The sequence below is a fragment of the Pseudomonas sp. MT92 genome (genome assembly GCF_058792515.1).
Map to the genome: position 1 here is coordinate 178,505 of NZ_JBXAFA010000003.1, position 18,021 is coordinate 196,525.

Here is an 18,021-nt window from a genome sequence, read left to right on the forward strand (position 1 = left end):
CGAGGACTTTGCATGGACATCCACTACACACCCGCCGAGCTTGAGTTCCGCACCGAGGTGCGTGCTTTCCTTCGTGACGCGCTGCCGGCGGACATCGCCAATAGCGTTCGCCTGGGCAAGCGTCTGAGCAAGGACGACCACCAACGCTGGCAGCGCATCCTTGCCCGGCGTGGCTGGTACGCGGCCAATTGGCCGGTGACCTTTGGTGGCACCGGTTGGAGCGTGGTGCAAAAACACATTTTCGAGCAGGAGTGCGCCGCCTTCGGTGCGCCGCGCCTGATCTCCTTCGGCGTCAATATGGTTGCGCCGGTGATCATGAAATTCGGCAACCCGGCGCAGCAGGCGCATTACCTGCCACGCATCCTGAGCGGAGAAGACTGGTGGTGCCAGGGCTACTCGGAACCGGGTGCCGGTTCGGACCTGGCCAGCCTCAAGACCCGTGCCGTGCGCGAGGGCGACCACTATGTGGTCAATGGCCAGAAGACCTGGACCACGCTCGGCCAGCACGCCAACATGATTTTCTGCCTGGTGCGCACGGACAGCGAAGCCCGGCAGCAGCGGGGCATTTCCTTCCTGCTGATCGACATGACCACGCCGGGCATCAGCGTTCGCCCGATCATCACGCTCGAGGGCGAGCATGAGGTCAACGAAGTGTTCTTCGACAACGTCCGCGTGCCAGTGGAAAACCTGGTGGGCGAAGAGAACCAGGGCTGGACCTGCGCCAAATACCTGCTGACCCACGAGCGCACCGGGCAGGCTGGCATCGGCCAATCCAAGGCAGCCTTGGCGCACCTCAAAGCGGTCGCCCGGCAGGAGTTGCGCAACGGCCGGCCGTTGCTGCAGGACCCGCAGTTTCGCTTGCAGGTCGCCCAGGTGGAGATTGAGCTGCTGGCCATCGAGATGAGCACCTTGCGCATCCTCGCTGCTGCCCAGGCCGGTGGTGTGCCCGGTGCCGAAAGCTCGATCCTGAAAATCAAAGGCTCGGAAATTCGCCAGGCCATCAGTCACCTGTTGCGCAAGGCGCTGGGCGCCAAGGCGTTGCCTTTCGTCGAAGCGCAATTGACCGACGACTTTACCGGCACTGCGCTGCACAGCGACTACAGCGCCGCCCCCGCCAGCCAGTATTTCAACCTTCGCAAGCTGTCTATCTACGGCGGCTCCAATGAAATTCAAAAGAACATCATCGCCAAGATGATTCTTGAGCTTTAAGGAGGCACGCAATGGACTTCACACTCAGCTCCGAGCAGCAAATGCTGCAAGACACCGTGGCCCGACTGGCCCGCGACCACTACAGCTTCGAAGCCCGCGAAGGCTATTACCACAGCGAAGCCGGCATGAGCCCGGTGTTCTGGAACCAGATGGCAGAACTGGGCCTGTGTTCGGTGCCGATTGCCCAGGAACATGGCGGCTTCGGTGGCAGCGGCGTGGACAACCTGCTGATCATGACCGAGCTCGGTCGCCACCTGTGCCTGGAGCCCTTCCTGCAGTCGCAGATTCACGCGGCCGGCCTGCTGCAACAACTCGGTGATGCCAGCCAAAAGGCAGACCTGCTGCCGCGGGTGGCCGAAGGCTCACTGCAACTGGCGGTGGCTCTGGAAGAACTGCAAAGCCATTACCAGCTGCACGATGTGCAGACCCAGGCGCGCCCGGTCGAGGGTGGCTGGTGCCTGTCCGGGCGCAAGATCTGCGTGGTGGGCGCGGCCAGTGCGGGATTGATCCTGGTGTCGGCACGAACCAGCGGTGATACACGTTGCGAACAGGGCATCAGCCTGTTTCTGGTCGAGGCGCAAGCCCATGGGTTGCAGCGTCGCGATTACCCCTGCATCGATGGCCCGCGAGCCAGTGATCTGATTCTCGACGATGTCTTTGTGTCCCGGGGTGCTTTGCTCGGTGACATCGGTGAAGCCTTGCCGGCGTTGCGTTATCAGCAGGGTCGGGCCATTGCCGGGCAGTGCGCCGAGGCCGTCGGCGGCATGCAGGAAGCCTTTCGCCTGACCCTCGACTACCTGAAGACGCGCAAGCAGTTCGGCACGCCAATCGGCAAATTCCAGGTACTGCAGCATCGCATGGCCGACATGTGCGGCGAGCTGGAAATGGCCACCTCCATGGCCATCCTTGCCGCCTGTGTGGCTGATCAAGCCGACGGCGACGAACGCAGCCGGCAACTGGCCGCCGCGAAGTTCGTGGTGGTCCGCGCCGCACGCCTGATCGCCGAGCAAGCGATCCAGTTGCACGGTGGTATCGGCATGACCTGGGAGTACAGCCTGGCCCATCACGCCAAGCGCCTGGTGATGCTGGGTCATCAATTGGGCGATGACGATCACCATTTGCAGGCCTACGCCGAGCTGCTGTACAGCGCCTGACCGATCACTGCACTAACACGGGAGCACACTATGAAAGTACTGGTTGCGGTAAAACGTGTGGTTGATTTCAACGTCAAGGTTCGCGTGAAGGCGGACCACTCCGGCGTTGACCTTGCCAACGTCAAGATGGCGATGAACCCCTTCTGCGAAATCGCCGTGGAAGAAGCGGTGCGCCTCAAAGAACAAGGGATTGCCACCGAGGTGGTGGTCGTCAGCATCGGCAGCAGTGCGGTACAGGAGCAACTGCGCACCGCGCTGGCGCTGGGTGCCGACCGCGCCATCCTGGTCGAATCCGCCGAAGATCTGACGTCCCTGGCCGTTGCCAAGCTGTTGAAAGCGGTTGTCGACAAGGAACAGCCTCAGTTGGTGATCCTTGGCAAACAGGCCATCGACAGCGACAACAACCAGACCGGCCAGATGCTTGCGGCATTGAGCGGCTACGGTCAGGGCACCTTCGCTTCGAAAGTCGCCATCAGCGGCGACAGCGTGGCCGTGACCCGCGAAATCGACGGCGGCGCACAGACGGTTTCCCTGAAACTGCCGGCCATCGTCACCACCGACCTGCGCCTGAACGAGCCGCGCTACGCGTCGCTACCCAACATCATGAAGGCCAAGAAGAAGCCGCTGGAGGTGCTCACCCCGAGTGCCCTGGGCGTCAGTTGCGCGGGCACCCTGCAGACCCTGAAAGTCGAAGCACCGGCCGCGCGTAGCGCCGGGATCAAGGTCAAGTCGGTGGCCGAACTGGTCGAGAAACTGAAGAACGAGGCGAAGGTAATCTAATGGCTATCCTGGTTATCGCTGAACACACCCACGCAGCACTGGCGGCTGCCACCCTCAACACCGTGACGGCTGCGCAGCAGATCGGCGGCGATATTCATGTGCTGGTCGCCGGTCAGGGCGCGGGCGCCGCGGCAGAGGCCGCGGCGAAGGTGGCAGGCGTGACGAAAGTGCTGCTGGCCGACAACGCTGCCTACGCGCACGGGTTGCCGGAAAACGTCGCGCCGTTGATCGTCGCGCTTGTTCAAGAAGCCGCGGCTGACAGCTACAGCCACATCCTGGCTGCCGCCACGTCCAATGGCAAAAACATCCTGCCGCGCGTCGCCGCCGCACTGGACGTCGACCAGATCTCCGAGATCATCGCGGTCGAAAGCGCCGATACCTTCAAGCGCCCGATCTATGCGGGCAACGCCATCGCGACGGTGCAGTCCTCTGCCAGCGTGAAGGTGATCACCGTGCGCGGCACCGGATTCGATGCCGCTGCCGCCGAAGGGGGCAACGCCGTCATCGAAGCGCTCGCCCTGGTCACCGACAGCGGTCAGTCGGTCTTCGTCAGTGAAGCATTGGCCAAGTCCGATCGCCCGGAGCTGACCGCCGCGAAGATTGTTGTGTCGGGTGGCCGTGGCATGCAGAACGGCGACAACTTCAAACACCTCTATGCGCTGGCCGACAAGCTTGGCGCGGGCGTGGGTGCATCGCGTGCCGCCGTCGATGCCGGTTTTGTACCCAACGACATGCAAGTCGGTCAGACCGGCAAGATCGTCGCGCCGCAGTTGTACATCGCGGTGGGCATCTCGGGTGCCATCCAGCATCTGGCCGGCATGAAGGATTCCAGGGTCATCGTGGCGATCAACAAGGACGAAGAGGCGCCGATCTTCCAGGTCGCCGACTACGGCCTGGTGGCGGATCTGTTCGACGCCGTGCCGGAACTGGAACGGGCGATTTGAGGAGGTGCTTGTGAATACGTTCAAACAGATCGGTGTGATCGGCAGCGGCGCGATGGGCCGGGGGATCGCCCAGTTGTTCGCCACCGCTGGCGTTCCGGTGTTGTTGTATGACAGTCGCAGCGAAGCGACGCAGGAGGCGCTGCAAGCCAATCGGGCCGTGCTGGAGCGCTCCGCCGCCAAGGGCAAGTTGAGCAACGAAGCGCTGGCGAGCGCGCTGGCTTGCATGCGCCCGGCCATCAGCCTTGAAGCCTTGGCCGATTGCGATTTATTGATCGAGGCAATTGTTGAAAACCTTGAGGCCAAGCAGGGGTTGTTCCGTGCGCTGGAACAAGTGGTCAGGGCCGACGCGGTGCTGGCGACCAACACCTCATCCTTGTCGGTGAGCCTGATTGCCAGTGCCTGCAAACATCCAGAGCGGGTGGCCGGGTTTCACTTTTTCAACCCGGTACCACTGATGAAAATCGTCGAAGTGGTGCGTGGTGAACTGACCGACCCGCAGGTGATTCAACGCCTGGCGGCGTTGGCCGGGCACGCTGGGCATTTTGCCGCGACAACGCCTGATTCACCGGGCTTCCTGGTCAACCATGCCGGGCGGGCCTTCGGTCCGGAGGCCTTGCGTATCCTGGGCGAGGGGATCGCCACCCCGGCGCAGATCGATCGCATCCTCAAGGACAGCCTCGGCTTTCGCATGGGGCCGTTCGAACTGTTCGACCTGGTTGGCCTCGACATTTCCCATGCGGTGATGGAGTCGATACACGCGCAGTTTTACCACGACCCGCGCTACACCCCGTCGGCACTGGTGCCACCGCGTCTGGCCAGTGGTTTGCTGGGGCGCAAGACCGGGCAGGGCTTTTATCGCTACCAGGACGGTCGTGTGGTCGAGCAAGCGGAGCAGTCGCCGCCGCAGGTGGCGATCACCCAGCCGTTCTGGCTGGACTGCGACGACTCGGCCATGCGCGAGCGGATCGCCGCGGTGCTGTCCGCTGCTGGCGTGGTGCTGGAGCAGGGCGATCAACCGAGTGCGAACGCCATCTGCCTGGTCACGCCTTTGGGCGAGGATGCCAGCAGCGTGATCGCCCGCAAGCGACTGCCACCGCAACGCAGCCTGGCGCTGGAAACCTTCGTCGGTTTCGACACGCGTCGCGTGTTGATGCGCCCACCGGCGCTCGACGCGTTGGTTCTGGATCAGGCGTGCCAGGCCCTGGGCGTCGATGGCGTGCCGGTGGAAGTCATCAATGACTCGCCGGGCTTCATCGCCCAGCGCGTGCTAGCCGGGATCGTCAACCTGGGTTGCGAGATTGCCCAGCGTCGCATCGCCGAGCCGGCGACCCTGGACCGTGCGGTGCAGTTGGCCCTCGGTTACCCCCATGGTCCGCTGGGTTTTGGCGACCATTACGGTGCGTTGCAGATCCAGCAGATCCTGCACCAACTGCATGAGCTGTATCAGGATCCGCGCTATCGGGTCAGCCCCTGGCTGCGTCGCCGGGTCCAGCTCGGCCTGCCCCTGACCACCCCCGAGGACCCAGCATGACGGCTTATATCTACGATGGCCTGCGTTCACCCTTCGGTCGCCACGGTGGCGCGTTGGCCGGTGTGCGTCCCGATGACCTGCTGGCCTCTGTCGTGCGCGCGCTGGTGGCGCGTAACCCGTTTGAGGTGCGCGACTATGAAGACTTGATCGCCGGCTGCAGCAGCCAGGCCGGTGAGGACGGGCGCAACCTGGCGCGCCATGTTGCGCTGCTGTCCGGCTTGCCGACGGCCGTTGGCGGTTTGACCGTCAATCGTCTCTGCGGCTCTGGCCTGGCGGCTGTACTGGATGCTGCCCGCGCCGTTCGCTGCGGCGAAGGCGAGCTGTTTATTGCGGGCGGCGTGGAGAGCATGAGCCGTGCGCCGTTCGTGGTGGCCAAGGCGACAAGCGCCTGGTCCCGTGACTTCCATGTCTACGACAGCACCCTCGGAGCACGCTTTCCCAACCCGAAGGTAGAGTCCGGGTTCGGTGCCGATTCGATGCCGCAGACGGCGGACAACGTCGCTCATGAACTGGGCATCACTCGCGAAGAAGCCGATACCTACGCCGCTCGCAGTCAGATGCTGTTCGACGCGGCGGTGCGGGACGGTTTCCAGGCCGGTGAAATTCTGCCGATCGAAGTGCCGTCAGGGCGCAAGCAGCCGCCGAAGATCGTCGACCGTGACGAGCATCCGCGTCCACAAAGCAACTTCGAAGCGCTGTCAGGCCTACAACCACTGTTTGACGGCGGCGTTGTTACCGCCGGCAACGCCTCGGGCATCAACGATGGCGCGGCTGCGCTGCTGATTGGCTCGCGCGCCATGGGTGAGAAGGCCGGCCTCAAGCCGCGCGCACGCATCCTGGCCGGTGCCGTGGCCGGTGTCGAACCGCGCCTGATGGGCCTTGGCCCGGTGCCGGCCTGCACCAAGGCCTTGCAGCGTGCAGGTTTGAGCCTGGCCGACATGGACCTGATCGAAATCAACGAAGCGTTTGCCGCGCAAGTGCTCGGCTGTGCCAGACAACTCGGCGTGGCCTTCGATGATTCGCGCCTGAACCCCAACGGTGGTGCCATTGCCATCGGTCACCCGCTCGGTGCTTCCGGTGCCCGTCTGGCCTACAGCGCGGTGCGTCAACTGGAACGCAGCAACGGGCGCTTCGCCCTGGTCAGCTTGTGCATTGGCCTGGGCCAGGGCATTGCCTGCGTAATTGAACGCGTCGACTAACAAACATCACAAGAACGAACCCGGAGAATTACCGATGGCCAACAAGGCAAGCTTCAACTGGATCGACCCACTGCTGCTGGATCAGCAACTCACCGAAGAAGAGCGCATGGTCCGCGACAGTGCCCAACAGTTCGCCGCCGACAAGCTCGCGCCCCGGGTGCTGGAGGCTTTTCGTCATGAGCAGACGGACCCGGCTATCTTCCGAGAGATGGGCGAGACCGGCTTGCTCGGCGCCACCATTCCCGAGATATACGGCGGCAGCGGTCTGAACTATGTGTGCTATGGCCTGATTGCCCGGGAAGTCGAGCGCGTGGACTCTGGCTATCGCTCGATGATGAGCGTGCAGTCCTCCCTGGTGATGGTGCCCATCAACGAGTTCGGCAACGAAGCCACCAAACAGAAATACCTGCCGAAGCTGGCCAGCGGTCATTACATCGGTTGCTTCGGCCTGACCGAACCGAACCACGGCTCCGATCCGGGCTCGATGATTACCCGGGCAAGAAAAGTCGAAGGCGGCTACCGCCTCACCGGGAACAAGATGTGGATCACCAACAGCCCGATCGCCGATGTCTTCGTGGTCTGGGCCAAAGACGATGAAGGTCAGATTCGTGGCTTCGTCCTGGAGAAAGGCTGGCAGGGCCTGAGCGCGCCGGTGATCCATGGCAAGGTCGGGCTGCGTGCATCGATTACCGGCGAAATCGTCATGGATAACGTGTTCTGCCCTGAAGAGAACGCTTTCCCTGAAGTGCGCGGTTTGCGCGGGCCGTTCACCTGCCTGAACTCGGCACGCTACGGGATCGCCTGGGGCGCGCTCGGTGCGGCTGAAGATTGTTGGCACACTGCGCGCCAGTACGTGCTGGATCGCATCCAGTTTGGTCGCCCGTTGGCTGCCAACCAGTTGATCCAAAAGAAGCTGGCAGACATGCAGACCGAAATAACCCTGGCCTTGCAGGGTTGCCTGCGCCTGGGGCGGATGAAGGACGAAGGCACGGCCGCGGTTGAAATCACTTCGATCATGAAGCGCAACAGCTGCGGCAAGTCGCTGGAGATCGCGCGCCTGGCGCGGGATATGTTGGGCGGTAACGGCATCAGTGACGAATTTGGCGTGGCCCGTCATCTGGTCAATCTGGAAGTGGTCAATACCTACGAAGGCACCCACGATGTGCATGCGCTGATCCTCGGCCGTGCGCAGACCGGTATCCAGGCGTTTTTCTGATGGTTGCCTGAAAAAAGTGTAAGCGTGCGTCCGACTCGCCTTGCGTAAGTCAGGCTGGCATTCACTGATGTGGTAGTGGGTGCCCGATCTCAGTTGTCCGCTGTGTCGTCAGCAGCACCTGGCGGATCATGCCCATGCATGCGTGCTGTAAACGTCTGCTGAAGTCGTCTTGCGTAAGCTGGGCAGGGGGACTTCGGCGGATGCTTTCCAAAATGCGACGCATCGCAGTTGCTGTCCAAGCCTTGCGGCGTCACGTACTCGCCTGAATGATGGACGCCTTGAACCAGTCGATCACTGGAGTGATCAATGAATTGTTGCGATGCCTGGTACGCAGCAGATAACCGTGATCCTTACGCAACACTGTTGGCCCCAGCCGCACCAACAGCCCGTCCTGCACGGCCTGCTCCACGAGCGCCCCCCACGCTAGCGTGAGGCCATGCCCCTGAATAGCGGCATTCAACAGCAACGGATAATTGTTGAAGGTGAAGCTCGTTTTCTCATCAATTGGACCGAATCCAGCCAGGGCTGACCACCTTGCCCAGTCTAGCCATCGTGGGTTGCGCTCATCCATATGCAGTAGCGCAACCGACCGCAAATCCCGCTCTGTCACCTCAGCGCCCAAGCCATGTGCCTGGGCAAAGCCTGGGCTACACACGGGGAAGACTCTTTCAGGGGCGAGCATGATTTCGGTTTCCTGTCTTGGGTCTCGCTGATCGAAACTGATGGCAAGGTCGACGTCATGGAGGTTGGAGGTGTCGTGTATATCTACCGGAAGGATTTGGAACCGCAGATCAGGGAATTCACGCTGCAAGAGGTGCAGCCGAGGCAACAACCAGAGATGGGAGAAGCCGAAATTGGCAGAAATAGTGATTAAAGGAACATGGTTGGAGAAACTTGCCTGAACGCGCCCCAGCGCTGAATGCAAATTTGATAATAGCGGCGATAGGTCTTCATAGAAGCGTTTGCCGTTCAAGGTCGGTCGAAGCTGGTTGCCAGACCGATCAAGCAACGGCCCCCCGACAGATTCCTCAAGGCTTCTAATCTGCTGGGATATGGCAGGCTGGGTTGTCCCGATTTCCTTGGCCGCTGCGGTCATGGACCCCAATCTGACTACGGCCTCGAAGGCCAGGAGCGCCTTCATCGCAGGAACAGCTCTCTTCTCGTCAGTCATAAGATTTCTGCATGCCACGTATAAGGTTTGAGCGGGTATCCCAACTGCCATCAACTACTTAGTCTTGGGCTGGAGCCGACATCCAGAACAACAATCGCTCGGTCATCCTCACACACAAATTCGTTCGCTGCCAAGTCCCATAAAACACCGTCGATTAACCTGGTATGCGGAGAGTTTTCATGCGCAAGCCTTTGCTGTATCTAGCTTTTTCTGGACTGGCCGTTACATCGCTGGGCGCCTTTGCGGCGACTGATGCCGCGCCGTGCAAATCCATCCGATTAGCCGATTTGGGTTGGGCGGACAACGCCGCCAATAATGGCGTGACCATGGCGGTTGCGGAGTCCCTGGGCTATTCCCCTGGCAAGACCATGGTCGCCGTGCCAATCGCTCTCGCCTCGATCCAGGCAGGGAAATTGGATGCGTTTCTTGATTACTGGTCCCCATCGTTAGACCCCACGGTCATGCCGCTGGTCAATGAAGGGAAGCTTCTCAAGCAACAGCCGCCAAACATGACCGGGGCCAAGTACACCTTGGCGGTTCCTGCCTACTTGGCGGAACAGGGGCTGCATTCCTTTCAGGATCTCGCGAAGTTCAAGGATCGGCTGGGCGGCAAGATCTACGGCATCGAGCCCGGAAGCGGAGGCAATTCTTCATTGAAAAAAATGATTGAGAAGAACCTCTATGGCCTGGGCGGCTTCACATTGGTTGAGTCCAGTGAGGCTGCGATGCGGATGGAGGTCTCGCGTGCCATCGCCCGTAAAAAGCCGATTGTGTTCCTGGGCTGGGCTCCGCACCCAATGAACCTTGAATTCAAGATGACCTATCTATCCGATGGGGATGAGGTGTTTGGTCCCAACTATGGTGCAGCCTCGGTCTACACCGTCACCGCACCTGATTATGCAGCACGTTGTCCGAACGCCGCGAAGCTCATCAGCAATATGCGTTTCGACACCGACATGGAAAGCGAAATCATGGTGGGGGTTTTGAACAAACAAGATCCCGTGTTGCTCGCGAAAGCGTGGATTAAGAAGAATCCGGCCTGGCTGGAAAAATGGCTGGACGGCATCACGACCTTTGATGGCAAAGATGCCATGAGTGCATCTCGCGCTTACTTTGGCATCTGACGCTTTGTATTAGAAAAATGCATGGCATGGATTCGAGTTTCTGGCGTTTCCACTGGCCATGTTTTTTCCAAGAATGGCTTCACCTCCACTCTCAGGATCTGCGAAATGCAAGCCACCGAACTGAAAATTCAAAGAACGCCACCGGCAGTTAAATTCTCGACTGGGCAGGGCGAGTATGACGTCCCTGCCTTATGGCTCCGGGAAAAGACCCAAGACCCGAGCGCTACGGACACGATCACTCAGCAGCGTCTGTTTGATTCTCACCTCATCGATCCGGACATCCAACTGACCGCAGTGGAGGTGCTGACACAGGATCGAGTACAGATTTCCTTCAGCGATGGCCACAGCGCTGTCTATTTAACGGATTTACTTCTGGCAGAGATACGCGATGTCGATCACACCCCTTCTGTCGTGGCGTGGGACAGCGGTCTGGATCAACGCCTCGTGCGGCATGACTGGCGTACGTTGAGCAGTGACCAGGCATTTGAAGCTGCACTGACGGCGTATCTGAAATATGGCTATATCGTGCTGACACACGTTCCCAATACACAGGAGCAGGTATTAGACGTCGGCAGTAAGTTTGGGTATGTGAAAGAAACCAATTTCGGCAAATATTTCGAGGTCTACTCAAAGCCCCAGGCGAACGATCTGGCTTATCGCAGTGTGCGTCTGGGGCCGCACACCGATAATCCCTACCGCGACCCGGTCCCAGGCATCCAGCTACTTCACTGCCTGGTCAATGAAACCACGGGTGGGTTGTCAACGTTGGTAGACAGCGTCAAGGTTGTTGACGCGCTAATGCGCGAGGACCTCAGGGGCTACATGCTGCTCAGAAACACTCCGGTGCGGTTTCGATTTGTAGATAAGGGGGTCGAATTGACCACTCGGCGTCCAATGATCAATACCGATGAGGCTGGCCAAACTCTCGGCGTTCACTACAGCCCCCGGTTGGACAGCTTGCCGCTGTTGAGCACTGCCGATGCAAGAGCGTTCCACCAGGCCCGCAAGCGCCTCGCTGAGTTGTTCAACCACCCGGATTATGAAGTCCAGTTTCGACTGCAAGCCGGGGAGTTGATGCTTTTCGACAACAGTCGAGTTCTCCATGGCCGCACCAGCTACGATCCAACGGAAGGGCATCGGCACTTACAAGGCTGCTATATCGACCTGGACGGTCCGCTTGAGCGCTTGAGCGAAATTCGTAAGCGAAACCAATCAACTGAAGAGGCCGCTTGAGATGGATCAGGTCGATTTCATCCGCATGAAGGATGGTACTGCCGAGGAATATCATTTCCTTGAGCATCTGGAGAGCGAGTTCAACAAGGGCCTGGCCGACCGGATTCTGAATGCTCTGCAAGGGTTGGCCGCGACGTTGAGCGGTTACAAGGTGAACCGTCTCGAACACTCGCTTCAAACCGCTGCACGTGCCGAGGCAGACGGTGCCGATGAGGACATGATTGTGGGAGCGCTGATCCATGACATAGGTGATGATCTGGCCCCTTACAACCACTCCCAATACGCGGCTTCCATCATTCGGCCATATGTACGCGGCGAGGTGGCCTGGGTTCTTCATCATCATGGTTTGTTTCAGAAATTCTATTACGCCCATCATTTCGGTGGCGACCGGAGCGAGAGAGACCGCTACAAGGATCATCCATGCTTTCAACTGTGTGCCGATTTTTGCGAGCGGTGGGACCAGGCTTCATTCGATCCCGACTATCCGACCCCTGATCTGGCGCACTTCACGCCAATGGTAAGGCGGATATTCGCCCGCAAACCATTTGATCCAGCTGTGCTGGGCACGGAATATTCGCTTGCTTAAGGACGCACAAGGGCTTGGTGACCCTGCGTCGGGGCGCTGATGAAGCGCCCCGACCTGCGGCAGAGCTGATCGAACGACCGTGGGGCGTGTTCGAACCCCTCCCTCCAACTGGCGCACTAGCGCTACCCAGCCTTTAAGGCTGTCATCCAGAGCCTTGGCCGTTGCTGGTCCCTCGGATATCCGCCTCGACAAGCCGGAGGTGCCTTACGCCTGCGCTGGCTGACCGGCCAGTGTTTTTCCTGCGATGTACCCAAACGTCATGCCCGGCCCCAGGGTGATGCCGCCGCTTGGGTAGTACCCGTTCATGATGCTGTTCATGTCATTGCCCACGGCAAACAGCCCCGGGATCGGCGTGCCGTGTTCATCGAGGGCGCGGGCGCAGGCGTCGGTGTTCAGGCCGGCGAAGGTGCCGAGGCTGCCGGGGACCAGTTTCACGGCATAGAAAGGCCCTTCGCGCAGGCTGCCCAGGGACGGGTTCGGCTCGTGCAGTGCTTCCCCCTGCGCTTTGTTGTACAGCGACGCTCCACGCTGAAACAGCAGGTCTCGACCTTGCTCTGCACCCTGGTTGAAGGCATTGACGGTGGCTTCGAGTTGTTGCGCGTCGATACCGCATTGGCGTGCCAGTTCACTCAAGGTCGCGGCTCTGAACAGGTAGCCGCGGCGCACATAGGGCGCTGTCGGAAACGGAAAGGGTTTCGACCAGCCCAGACCATAGCGGCGCTGGGCGCGGTGATCGCAGATCAGCCAGGACACTGGGGGTTCTTGCGCACCTGAGGCGTTGAACAGCGCGCCCATATAGTCGTGGTAGGAGTCGGCCTCGTTGACGAAGCGCCGACCATCCTGACGCACGGCGATGAAACCGGGTTTGGCCCGTTCCATCAGATGGGGAAAACCACTGAAACCACCGTCCTCCCGTGGCACTCGGGATACCGGTGCCCACGCAGCGGCATGGGGCAATCCGGTTGCAACGCATCCACCCACGCTTTCGCCCAGGCGCAGTCCGTCACCGGTATTACCCTTGGGCGCCGCGCTCAAATGTTCGGTGCCATTGGGCGCGTGCTTGAACAACTGCGCGATGCGCCGCTGATCGTGGGGGAAGCCACCACAAGCCAGCACGACACCTCGCCGGGCGCGAACATCGATCCGTTGCCCTGCGGATTCAACACGCGCCCCCACCACCCGGTCGCCCTCGCGTAGCAGCGTGCGCACGGGGGTTTCAGTGAACAGGCGCACCTGGCGGTCCACTGCGCTTTTGAGCAGGCGGGCGACCAGGGCATTGCCATTGACCAGGTGCATGCCTCGACCATGCCGCAGCAGGTCGCGGGTATGACGCAACACCCGCCTGGCGCTGTAAAGCAGCGAAGACGGCGAGCGCCGGGCATTGAGGAAATGATTGAGGTCGGTGCCGCCGGCGATGCCCATTCCATACAGGCTGATGAGGTCGAGCGGGCGTCGCAGCTTGTTGATCCAGGGCCCGAGTCGACGACCGTCGAAGGGTTGTGCGCAGACCGAGCGCCCGCCTTTGGCGTGGCCTTCGCTGGCGTGAAAGTCCGGCATCTTGCTGCCGGAGAAAAACTGCACCTCGGTATGGCGCTGGAAAAATTCGACCATCTTCGGCCCTTGTTCGAGGAACATCTCTACACGCGCGTCGAGCGCTTCGTTGTGCAGTTCCCGACGCAGATAAATACGCGCTTGTTCAGGGTCTTCGACGATGCCGTCGGCGATGGCCAGCGGATTGCGCGGGATCCACAGCCAGCCGCCGGACCAGGCGCTGGTGCCGCCCAGTTGCGGCTCTTTTTCCACCACGATGACGTCCAGACCGAGTTCAGCGGCGGTCACCGCCGTCGCCAGGCCGGAGGCGCCGGAGCCAATGACCAGAACGTCACAAAGCAGGGGATTGCTGATGTGCATGGGGATTACCGCGAGAAAGGATGAGGGCCGCTTCGAACATCGAAGCGGCGCGACCGGGTTTACTGGAGGGGGGAGAAGTCTGTCGGGCGCAGCAGTCGTGATTCCAGGGTCACCACGGCGTCCAGCTCCTTGTTCTGTCGTGCGAACTCTTGCCAGCGCGGATCGGCCGCCATGGCGTTGCGGCGGGCCATGCGATCGTCAAGGCTGGTGTAGCCCCAGATGTGCACCACTTGATTGGCTTCGCCGATTTCAGTGGTGAAGAAACCGATCAGGTTGCCCAGGTGCTCTTGCTGGACGGCCAGTGCGGCGCTTTTGTACAGGGACAGCCAGTCGCCGAGCCTGGTCGGTTTAATCGTGTAGGTGCGCAGTTCGTAATACATGCTGTTCTCCAGTGCGGGATGGTTGTGTGGGGTGTTGATCGAGCCGGCCGGCGATGTCGCTGGCGGCGAGGTAACCGAAGGTGATGCCGGGGCCCAGGGTGATGCCGGGACCGGGGTAGGTGCCGTCCATGATCGAATTCATTTCGTTGCCGGCGGCGTACAAGCCGGGAATCGGTGCGCCGCTGCGATCCAGCACCCTGGCCTTGCCGTTGGTGACCAGCCCGCGGGCCGAGCCAAGGTCGCCGGTAAACAAACGGACGGCGTAGAACGGCGCCTTGCGCAACGGCTTGAGGCACGGATTGGGCTGGTGCAGCGGATCACCCATGTACCGGTTGTAGGCCGTGCTGCCCTTGCCGAACTGGCGGTCGACACCGTGTTCGGCATCGGCGTTGTATTGCGCCAGGGTCTGCGCCAGGGCGGACGCATCGATGCCGGCGATCCGGGCCAGTTCGGCAAGGCTGTCGGCGCGCAGCAGGTAACCGGCGTCAATCAGTGCGCTGTTGTCGACCGGCCGTGGACGGGCCAGTCCCATGCCGTAGTTGTTCATGGCGTCGCTGTCGCAGATCAGCCAGCAGGGCGCATTGGCGCCGCCGTTGGCGAACATGCCTTCGACGAAACAGTGGTAGGAGTCGGACTCATTGACGAAACGGCGCCCGGCGCGGTTGACCGCGATCACGCCCGGCTTGGCGCGGTCGGTGACCAGGTGCGGAAAGCGTTCGACGCTGCCGTCGGCCTTGTGCAGCACCGAGACCGGCGCCCAGAAGAAGTTCGCCGAGAGGTGGTCGCCGATGGCCGCGTTGACCGACGCGGCCAGGCGATGTCCGTCACCGACGTTGGCCGGCGGTGACATGGTCCAGTGCTCCGAGTCGGTGGCCGGCCGCTGCCCGGCGGCCTGGTCGCCAGCGGCAAAACCACCCGTGGCCAACACGACGCCGCCGCGCGCCCACACCACACGGGTCGCGTCGCGCCAGGCAATTCGCACGCCCTTGACCGTTCCCTGTTCAACGATCAACGACTCCGCCGACGCTTGCAGCCAGAGGTCGACGCCATTGGCGAAGGCGGTGCTGGCCAGGCGCGCGATCAAGGCATTGCCCACGGTCAGGCGGGTGCCGCGTGGATGGCTGAGCCGGTCGACGGCGTAGCGCCCCATCAGTTTGAGACAGTGCCAGAGGGATTTTGCCGAGCGCTTGAAACTGAGGAAGTGTTGGATATCGACACGATTGACCATCATGCCGCCGAACAGCAGCATGCCGTCCGGTGGCCGTTTCAGGTGCTTGAAATGCTCGCCCAGCCGACGCCCGTCGTATTCGTCGATTTCCAGCGCTCGGCCGGTTTGTGTGCCACCGGGCAGGTCGGGGTAATAGTCGGGCGACAGCGGCCGCAGGCTGTAACTCAGTTCGCTGTGGGTTTCCAGGTAGTGCAGGGCTTCGCGACCCTGTTCGATAAAGGCGTCGATCAGTTCCGGGTTGTAGCCGGCGCCGATGACCTCCTTGAGGTAACGGCGCATCTGCTCGGCGGGCAGGTGATGCCCGGCGGCCCGGGCCTGATCGGTATCGTGCAGCCAGACCGCGCCACCGGAAATCGCCGACGTACCGCCAAATGCCTCGGTCTTTTCCACCAGCAAGACCTTGAGGCCCCGGCAACTGGCCGTCACGGCGGCGGCGAAACCGGCCGCGCCGCTGCCCAGGACAATCACGTCATAGGTCAGGTCGGCGTTGGCAGCGGGCAGGGAAGTCGTAGTGTTCATTGTCTATTGCCTGTTGAGGACGTGGCTGGATGTTCAGATTTCCAGCGGCGTCACGCCCATGAAATGACCGAGGTTGCCCAGTTGCGCCAGGGCCATTTCCGGCCCGGTCTGAATCGTGCAGCCCATGCGTCGGGCGCAGGCGAGAAAGGGCGTGACCTGCGGCGAAGTCACGACATCAGCCACCAGAGCGGTGGCGCTCAAGGTTTCCATCAGCGCACTCGGCAATGGCATCGGGCCGTCATCGGTGGCAGCGCCCATGCCAACCGGTGAAGCGTTCACCACCAGATCAAAGTGCTTCAGTGTCAGCGGATTGGCGCTGATCACAATCTCCGGGAAGGCGCTGCGCAACAGCTCGCCCAGCACTTCGACGCGCTCCTGGCTCAGGTCGCTGATGACCAGGTGGCTGACGCCGGCCTGGCACAACGAATAGGCGATCGCGCTGCCGACGCCGCCCGTGCCGATCACCAGCGCCTGCTTGTCCTTGGGATTGAACGCGTGTTTGCGCGCGGCATTGAGAAAGCCTTCGCCGTCGACGATATCGCCCACCAGCCGCCCGTCGGCCTCGCGGCGGATCACATTGACCGAACGCAGGGCTGCCGAGCGTTCGCTGAGGCTGTCCAGGCGGCTGGCCAACAGTTGTTTGTAAGGGACGGTCACCACGCAACCGCGCATGTTTTGCCAGCCGCGCAGGGTCTGGATGAAGTTCTGCAAGGCGGTCGGTGCGAGGTCGATGGCCAGCATCGCAACGTTTTGCTGGTGGTCGGCGAACCAGCGATTGAAGTTTTCCGGCGATTTCACCTGGGCGATCGGTGAGCCGACGATGGCGACCAATTCAGTCGAACCCTGAATCATGAGATGTACCCGCTTATTGGCTGTGTTGTGGGGCCGATACTGCAAGCGGGCCACAAGACGAACAATCAAAGCCTGGGGCGAATACGTTGATAATCGCAATGACAGTGCGATAACCGCAGTCTTTGCGTGATAAAGAGTCCGAGTCGATGAAACAGCCCACCATCCATTCGCGGGATTTGATCGTCGGCCTGCAAAAAGGCCTGGCGCTGTTGCAGCTGTTTTCCCAGGAGCATCCGCGCTTGAGCGTGCCGGAAGTGGCGCGCATGGCCGACATGACCCAGAGCGCCGCCCGGCGTTTTCTGCTGACGCTGGTGCATGACGACTTTGCGCAAACCGACGGCCGCTATTACTGGCTGACCGCCAAGACCTTGCGTATCGGCCAGGCCTATGTCGATTCAGCGGTATTGCCGCGCATGCTGCGGCCCATCGTCGAGCAGGTGGCGCGAACCACTCAGGAACATGTGTCGGTAGGCGTGCGTGACGGCGATGACATTGTGCATGTGGTGCGCAGCCGCTACAGCCACATCACTTCGATGTCGATTCGCCCGGGTTCGAGGGTACCGATGTATTGCACCGGCAGCGGTCGGCTGTGGCTGGCGAGCCTTGCCGAAGAGGCGCTTGCCGCCTATTTCGCGCGCAATCGGCCACGGGCCGTCACGCCTTACACCCTGACCGACGAAGCGCAGATCCGCAGCGAAATAGCCTTGGCCGCAGAGCGGGGTTACGTCCTGGTGGATCAGGAATATGAAGTGGGCATGCGGGTTTTGAGCGTGCCGTTGATCGATCGGGAAGGGCGGTTGCAGGCGACGCTCACACTCACCACGCACGCGTCGCGCATGACCATCGAGGACATGCGCGAGCGTTATCTGTCGGCGCTCTACGAAGGGCAGGCACTGCTGCGGCCGATCATGACACTCTGAGCGTGCGCCGCTTGCTCAAGTGAACACCCTTACAACGGCGGGATCCCGGTGATCGTCAAATCCC

At 61.3% G+C, this 18,021-nt stretch carries 16 protein-coding genes; 11 read left to right on the forward strand and 5 right to left on the reverse strand.

The features are described 5' to 3' along the window. Positions 1-12: 12 nt before the first annotated feature. From AC1Q6D_RS06690 to AC1Q6D_RS06720, 7 genes are read left to right on the forward strand one after another with little or no spacing between them, the layout of a single operon-like run. Complete coding sequence (locus tag AC1Q6D_RS06690; RefSeq protein WP_047528111.1) at positions 13-1,209, forward strand: acyl-CoA dehydrogenase family protein; 1,197 nt, start codon at positions 13-15, stop codon at positions 1,207-1,209. Between the two features lie 11 nt (positions 1,210-1,220). Beyond that, entirely contained in the window at positions 1,221-2,363 is a 1,143-nt protein-coding gene (locus tag AC1Q6D_RS06695) for an acyl-CoA dehydrogenase family protein (protein WP_103404238.1), read from the forward strand. A gap of 30 nt (positions 2,364-2,393) precedes the next feature. Next, positions 2,394-3,143 (forward strand): electron transfer flavoprotein subunit beta/FixA family protein, encoded by a 750-nt coding sequence (locus AC1Q6D_RS06700; protein ID WP_103404239.1) that lies wholly within the window; start codon positions 2,394-2,396, stop codon positions 3,141-3,143. After that, positions 3,143-4,087 (forward strand): electron transfer flavoprotein subunit alpha/FixB family protein, encoded by a 945-nt coding sequence (locus AC1Q6D_RS06705; protein ID WP_103404240.1) that lies wholly within the window; start codon positions 3,143-3,145, stop codon positions 4,085-4,087. Before AC1Q6D_RS06700 ends, AC1Q6D_RS06705 begins: the two co-directional genes overlap by 1 nt. 10 nt (positions 4,088-4,097) lie before the next feature. Continuing rightward, on the forward strand, positions 4,098-5,618 hold the full coding sequence (locus tag AC1Q6D_RS06710; protein WP_103404241.1) for a 3-hydroxyacyl-CoA dehydrogenase: 1,521 nt from the start codon (positions 4,098-4,100) through the stop codon (positions 5,616-5,618). Beyond that, positions 5,615-6,817 carry a 3-oxoadipyl-CoA thiolase gene (locus tag AC1Q6D_RS06715; protein WP_103404242.1) on the forward strand — a complete coding sequence of 401 codons (1,203 nt, stop codon included), beginning with the start codon at positions 5,615-5,617 and terminating at the stop codon, positions 6,815-6,817. The genes AC1Q6D_RS06710 and AC1Q6D_RS06715 overlap by 4 nt, the downstream gene beginning before the upstream one ends. A gap of 34 nt (positions 6,818-6,851) precedes the next feature. Further along, on the forward strand, positions 6,852-8,033 hold the full coding sequence (locus AC1Q6D_RS06720; RefSeq protein ID WP_103404243.1) for an acyl-CoA dehydrogenase: 1,182 nt from the start codon (positions 6,852-6,854) through the stop codon (positions 8,031-8,033). A 250-nt stretch (positions 8,034-8,283) separates the two neighbouring features. On the opposite strand, the gene AC1Q6D_RS06725 is transcribed toward AC1Q6D_RS06720, so the two are convergent. After that, the gene (locus tag AC1Q6D_RS06725; protein ID WP_158249386.1) at positions 8,284-9,204 is read right to left on the reverse strand and encodes a LysR substrate-binding domain-containing protein; all 921 of its coding nucleotides are present in this window, start codon (positions 9,202-9,204) and stop codon (positions 8,284-8,286) included. Between the two features lie 179 nt (positions 9,205-9,383). Between AC1Q6D_RS06725 and choX the strand changes: the two genes are divergently transcribed. The 3 genes from choX to AC1Q6D_RS06740 all read left to right on the forward strand — a co-directional run bounded on the left by choX (position 9,384) and on the right by AC1Q6D_RS06740 (position 12,147). After that, a complete protein-coding gene (choX, locus tag AC1Q6D_RS06730; RefSeq protein WP_103404245.1) occupies positions 9,384-10,328 on the forward strand; it encodes a choline ABC transporter substrate-binding protein in 945 nt (314 codons plus the stop codon). Between the two features lie 105 nt (positions 10,329-10,433). Then, the gene (locus tag AC1Q6D_RS06735; protein ID WP_158249387.1) at positions 10,434-11,561 is read left to right on the forward strand and encodes a TauD/TfdA family dioxygenase; all 1,128 of its coding nucleotides are present in this window, start codon (positions 10,434-10,436) and stop codon (positions 11,559-11,561) included. Between the two features lies 1 nt (position 11,562). Further along, positions 11,563-12,147, forward strand: coding sequence for an HD domain-containing protein (locus tag AC1Q6D_RS06740; protein ID WP_103404247.1), 585 nt, complete (start codon positions 11,563-11,565; stop codon positions 12,145-12,147). 204 nt (positions 12,148-12,351) lie between these two features. Here the strand turns inward: AC1Q6D_RS06740 and AC1Q6D_RS06745 are convergent, their stop codons facing one another. From AC1Q6D_RS06745 to AC1Q6D_RS06760, 4 genes are read right to left on the reverse strand one after another with little or no spacing between them, the layout of a single operon-like run. Continuing rightward, positions 12,352-14,058: an FAD-dependent oxidoreductase gene (locus AC1Q6D_RS06745; RefSeq protein WP_103404248.1), complete on the reverse strand. Its 1,707-nt coding sequence runs from the start codon at positions 14,056-14,058 to the stop codon at positions 12,352-12,354. Positions 14,059-14,117: 59 nt separating this feature from the next. Continuing rightward, positions 14,118-14,438, reverse strand: a complete 321-nt coding sequence (locus AC1Q6D_RS06750; RefSeq protein ID WP_103404249.1) for an NIPSNAP family protein — start codon at positions 14,436-14,438, stop codon at positions 14,118-14,120. Next, the gene (locus tag AC1Q6D_RS06755) at positions 14,407-16,185 is read right to left on the reverse strand and encodes an FAD-dependent oxidoreductase (RefSeq protein WP_103404250.1); all 1,779 of its coding nucleotides are present in this window, start codon (positions 16,183-16,185) and stop codon (positions 14,407-14,409) included. The genes AC1Q6D_RS06750 and AC1Q6D_RS06755 overlap by 32 nt, the downstream gene beginning before the upstream one ends. Before the next feature lie 33 nt (positions 16,186-16,218). Continuing rightward, a complete protein-coding gene (locus AC1Q6D_RS06760; RefSeq protein ID WP_103404251.1) occupies positions 16,219-17,037 on the reverse strand; it encodes a shikimate dehydrogenase family protein in 819 nt (272 codons plus the stop codon). A 146-nt stretch (positions 17,038-17,183) separates the two neighbouring features. On the opposite strand from AC1Q6D_RS06760, the gene AC1Q6D_RS06765 reads away from it, so the two are divergent. Next, positions 17,184-17,957, forward strand: a complete 774-nt coding sequence (locus AC1Q6D_RS06765) for an IclR family transcriptional regulator domain-containing protein (protein WP_103404252.1) — start codon at positions 17,184-17,186, stop codon at positions 17,955-17,957. Positions 17,958-18,021: the final 64 nt, after the last annotated feature.

What these genes read in the sequence shown, in the direction of transcription:
- AC1Q6D_RS06695 (WP_103404238.1), top strand. Translation starts at nt 1,221, where the DNA reads ATGGACTTCACACTCAGCTCCGAGCAGCAAATGCTGCAAGACACCGTG.
- AC1Q6D_RS06740 (WP_103404247.1), top strand. Translation starts at nt 11,563, where the DNA reads ATGGATCAGGTCGATTTCATCCGCATGAAGGATGGTACTGCCGAGGAA.
- AC1Q6D_RS06705 (WP_103404240.1), top strand. Translation starts at nt 3,143, where the DNA reads ATGGCTATCCTGGTTATCGCTGAACACACCCACGCAGCACTGGCGGCT.
- AC1Q6D_RS06700 (WP_103404239.1), top strand. Translation starts at nt 2,394, where the DNA reads ATGAAAGTACTGGTTGCGGTAAAACGTGTGGTTGATTTCAACGTCAAG.
- AC1Q6D_RS06725 (WP_158249386.1), bottom strand. Translation starts at nt 9,204, where the DNA reads ATGACTGACGAGAAGAGAGCTGTTCCTGCGATGAAGGCGCTCCTGGCC.
- AC1Q6D_RS06750 (WP_103404249.1), bottom strand. Translation starts at nt 14,438, where the DNA reads ATGTATTACGAACTGCGCACCTACACGATTAAACCGACCAGGCTCGGC.
- AC1Q6D_RS06765 (WP_103404252.1), top strand. Translation starts at nt 17,184, where the DNA reads ATGAAACAGCCCACCATCCATTCGCGGGATTTGATCGTCGGCCTGCAA.
- AC1Q6D_RS06690 (WP_047528111.1), top strand. Translation starts at nt 13, where the DNA reads ATGGACATCCACTACACACCCGCCGAGCTTGAGTTCCGCACCGAGGTG.
- AC1Q6D_RS06720 (WP_103404243.1), top strand. Translation starts at nt 6,852, where the DNA reads ATGGCCAACAAGGCAAGCTTCAACTGGATCGACCCACTGCTGCTGGAT.
- choX (WP_103404245.1), top strand. Translation starts at nt 9,384, where the DNA reads ATGCGCAAGCCTTTGCTGTATCTAGCTTTTTCTGGACTGGCCGTTACA.
- AC1Q6D_RS06715 (WP_103404242.1), top strand. Translation starts at nt 5,615, where the DNA reads ATGACGGCTTATATCTACGATGGCCTGCGTTCACCCTTCGGTCGCCAC.
- AC1Q6D_RS06745 (WP_103404248.1), bottom strand. Translation starts at nt 14,058, where the DNA reads ATGCACATCAGCAATCCCCTGCTTTGTGACGTTCTGGTCATTGGCTCC.
- AC1Q6D_RS06760 (WP_103404251.1), bottom strand. Translation starts at nt 17,037, where the DNA reads ATGATTCAGGGTTCGACTGAATTGGTCGCCATCGTCGGCTCACCGATC.
- AC1Q6D_RS06755 (WP_103404250.1), bottom strand. Translation starts at nt 16,185, where the DNA reads ATGAACACTACGACTTCCCTGCCCGCTGCCAACGCCGACCTGACCTAT.
- AC1Q6D_RS06735 (WP_158249387.1), top strand. Translation starts at nt 10,434, where the DNA reads ATGCAAGCCACCGAACTGAAAATTCAAAGAACGCCACCGGCAGTTAAA.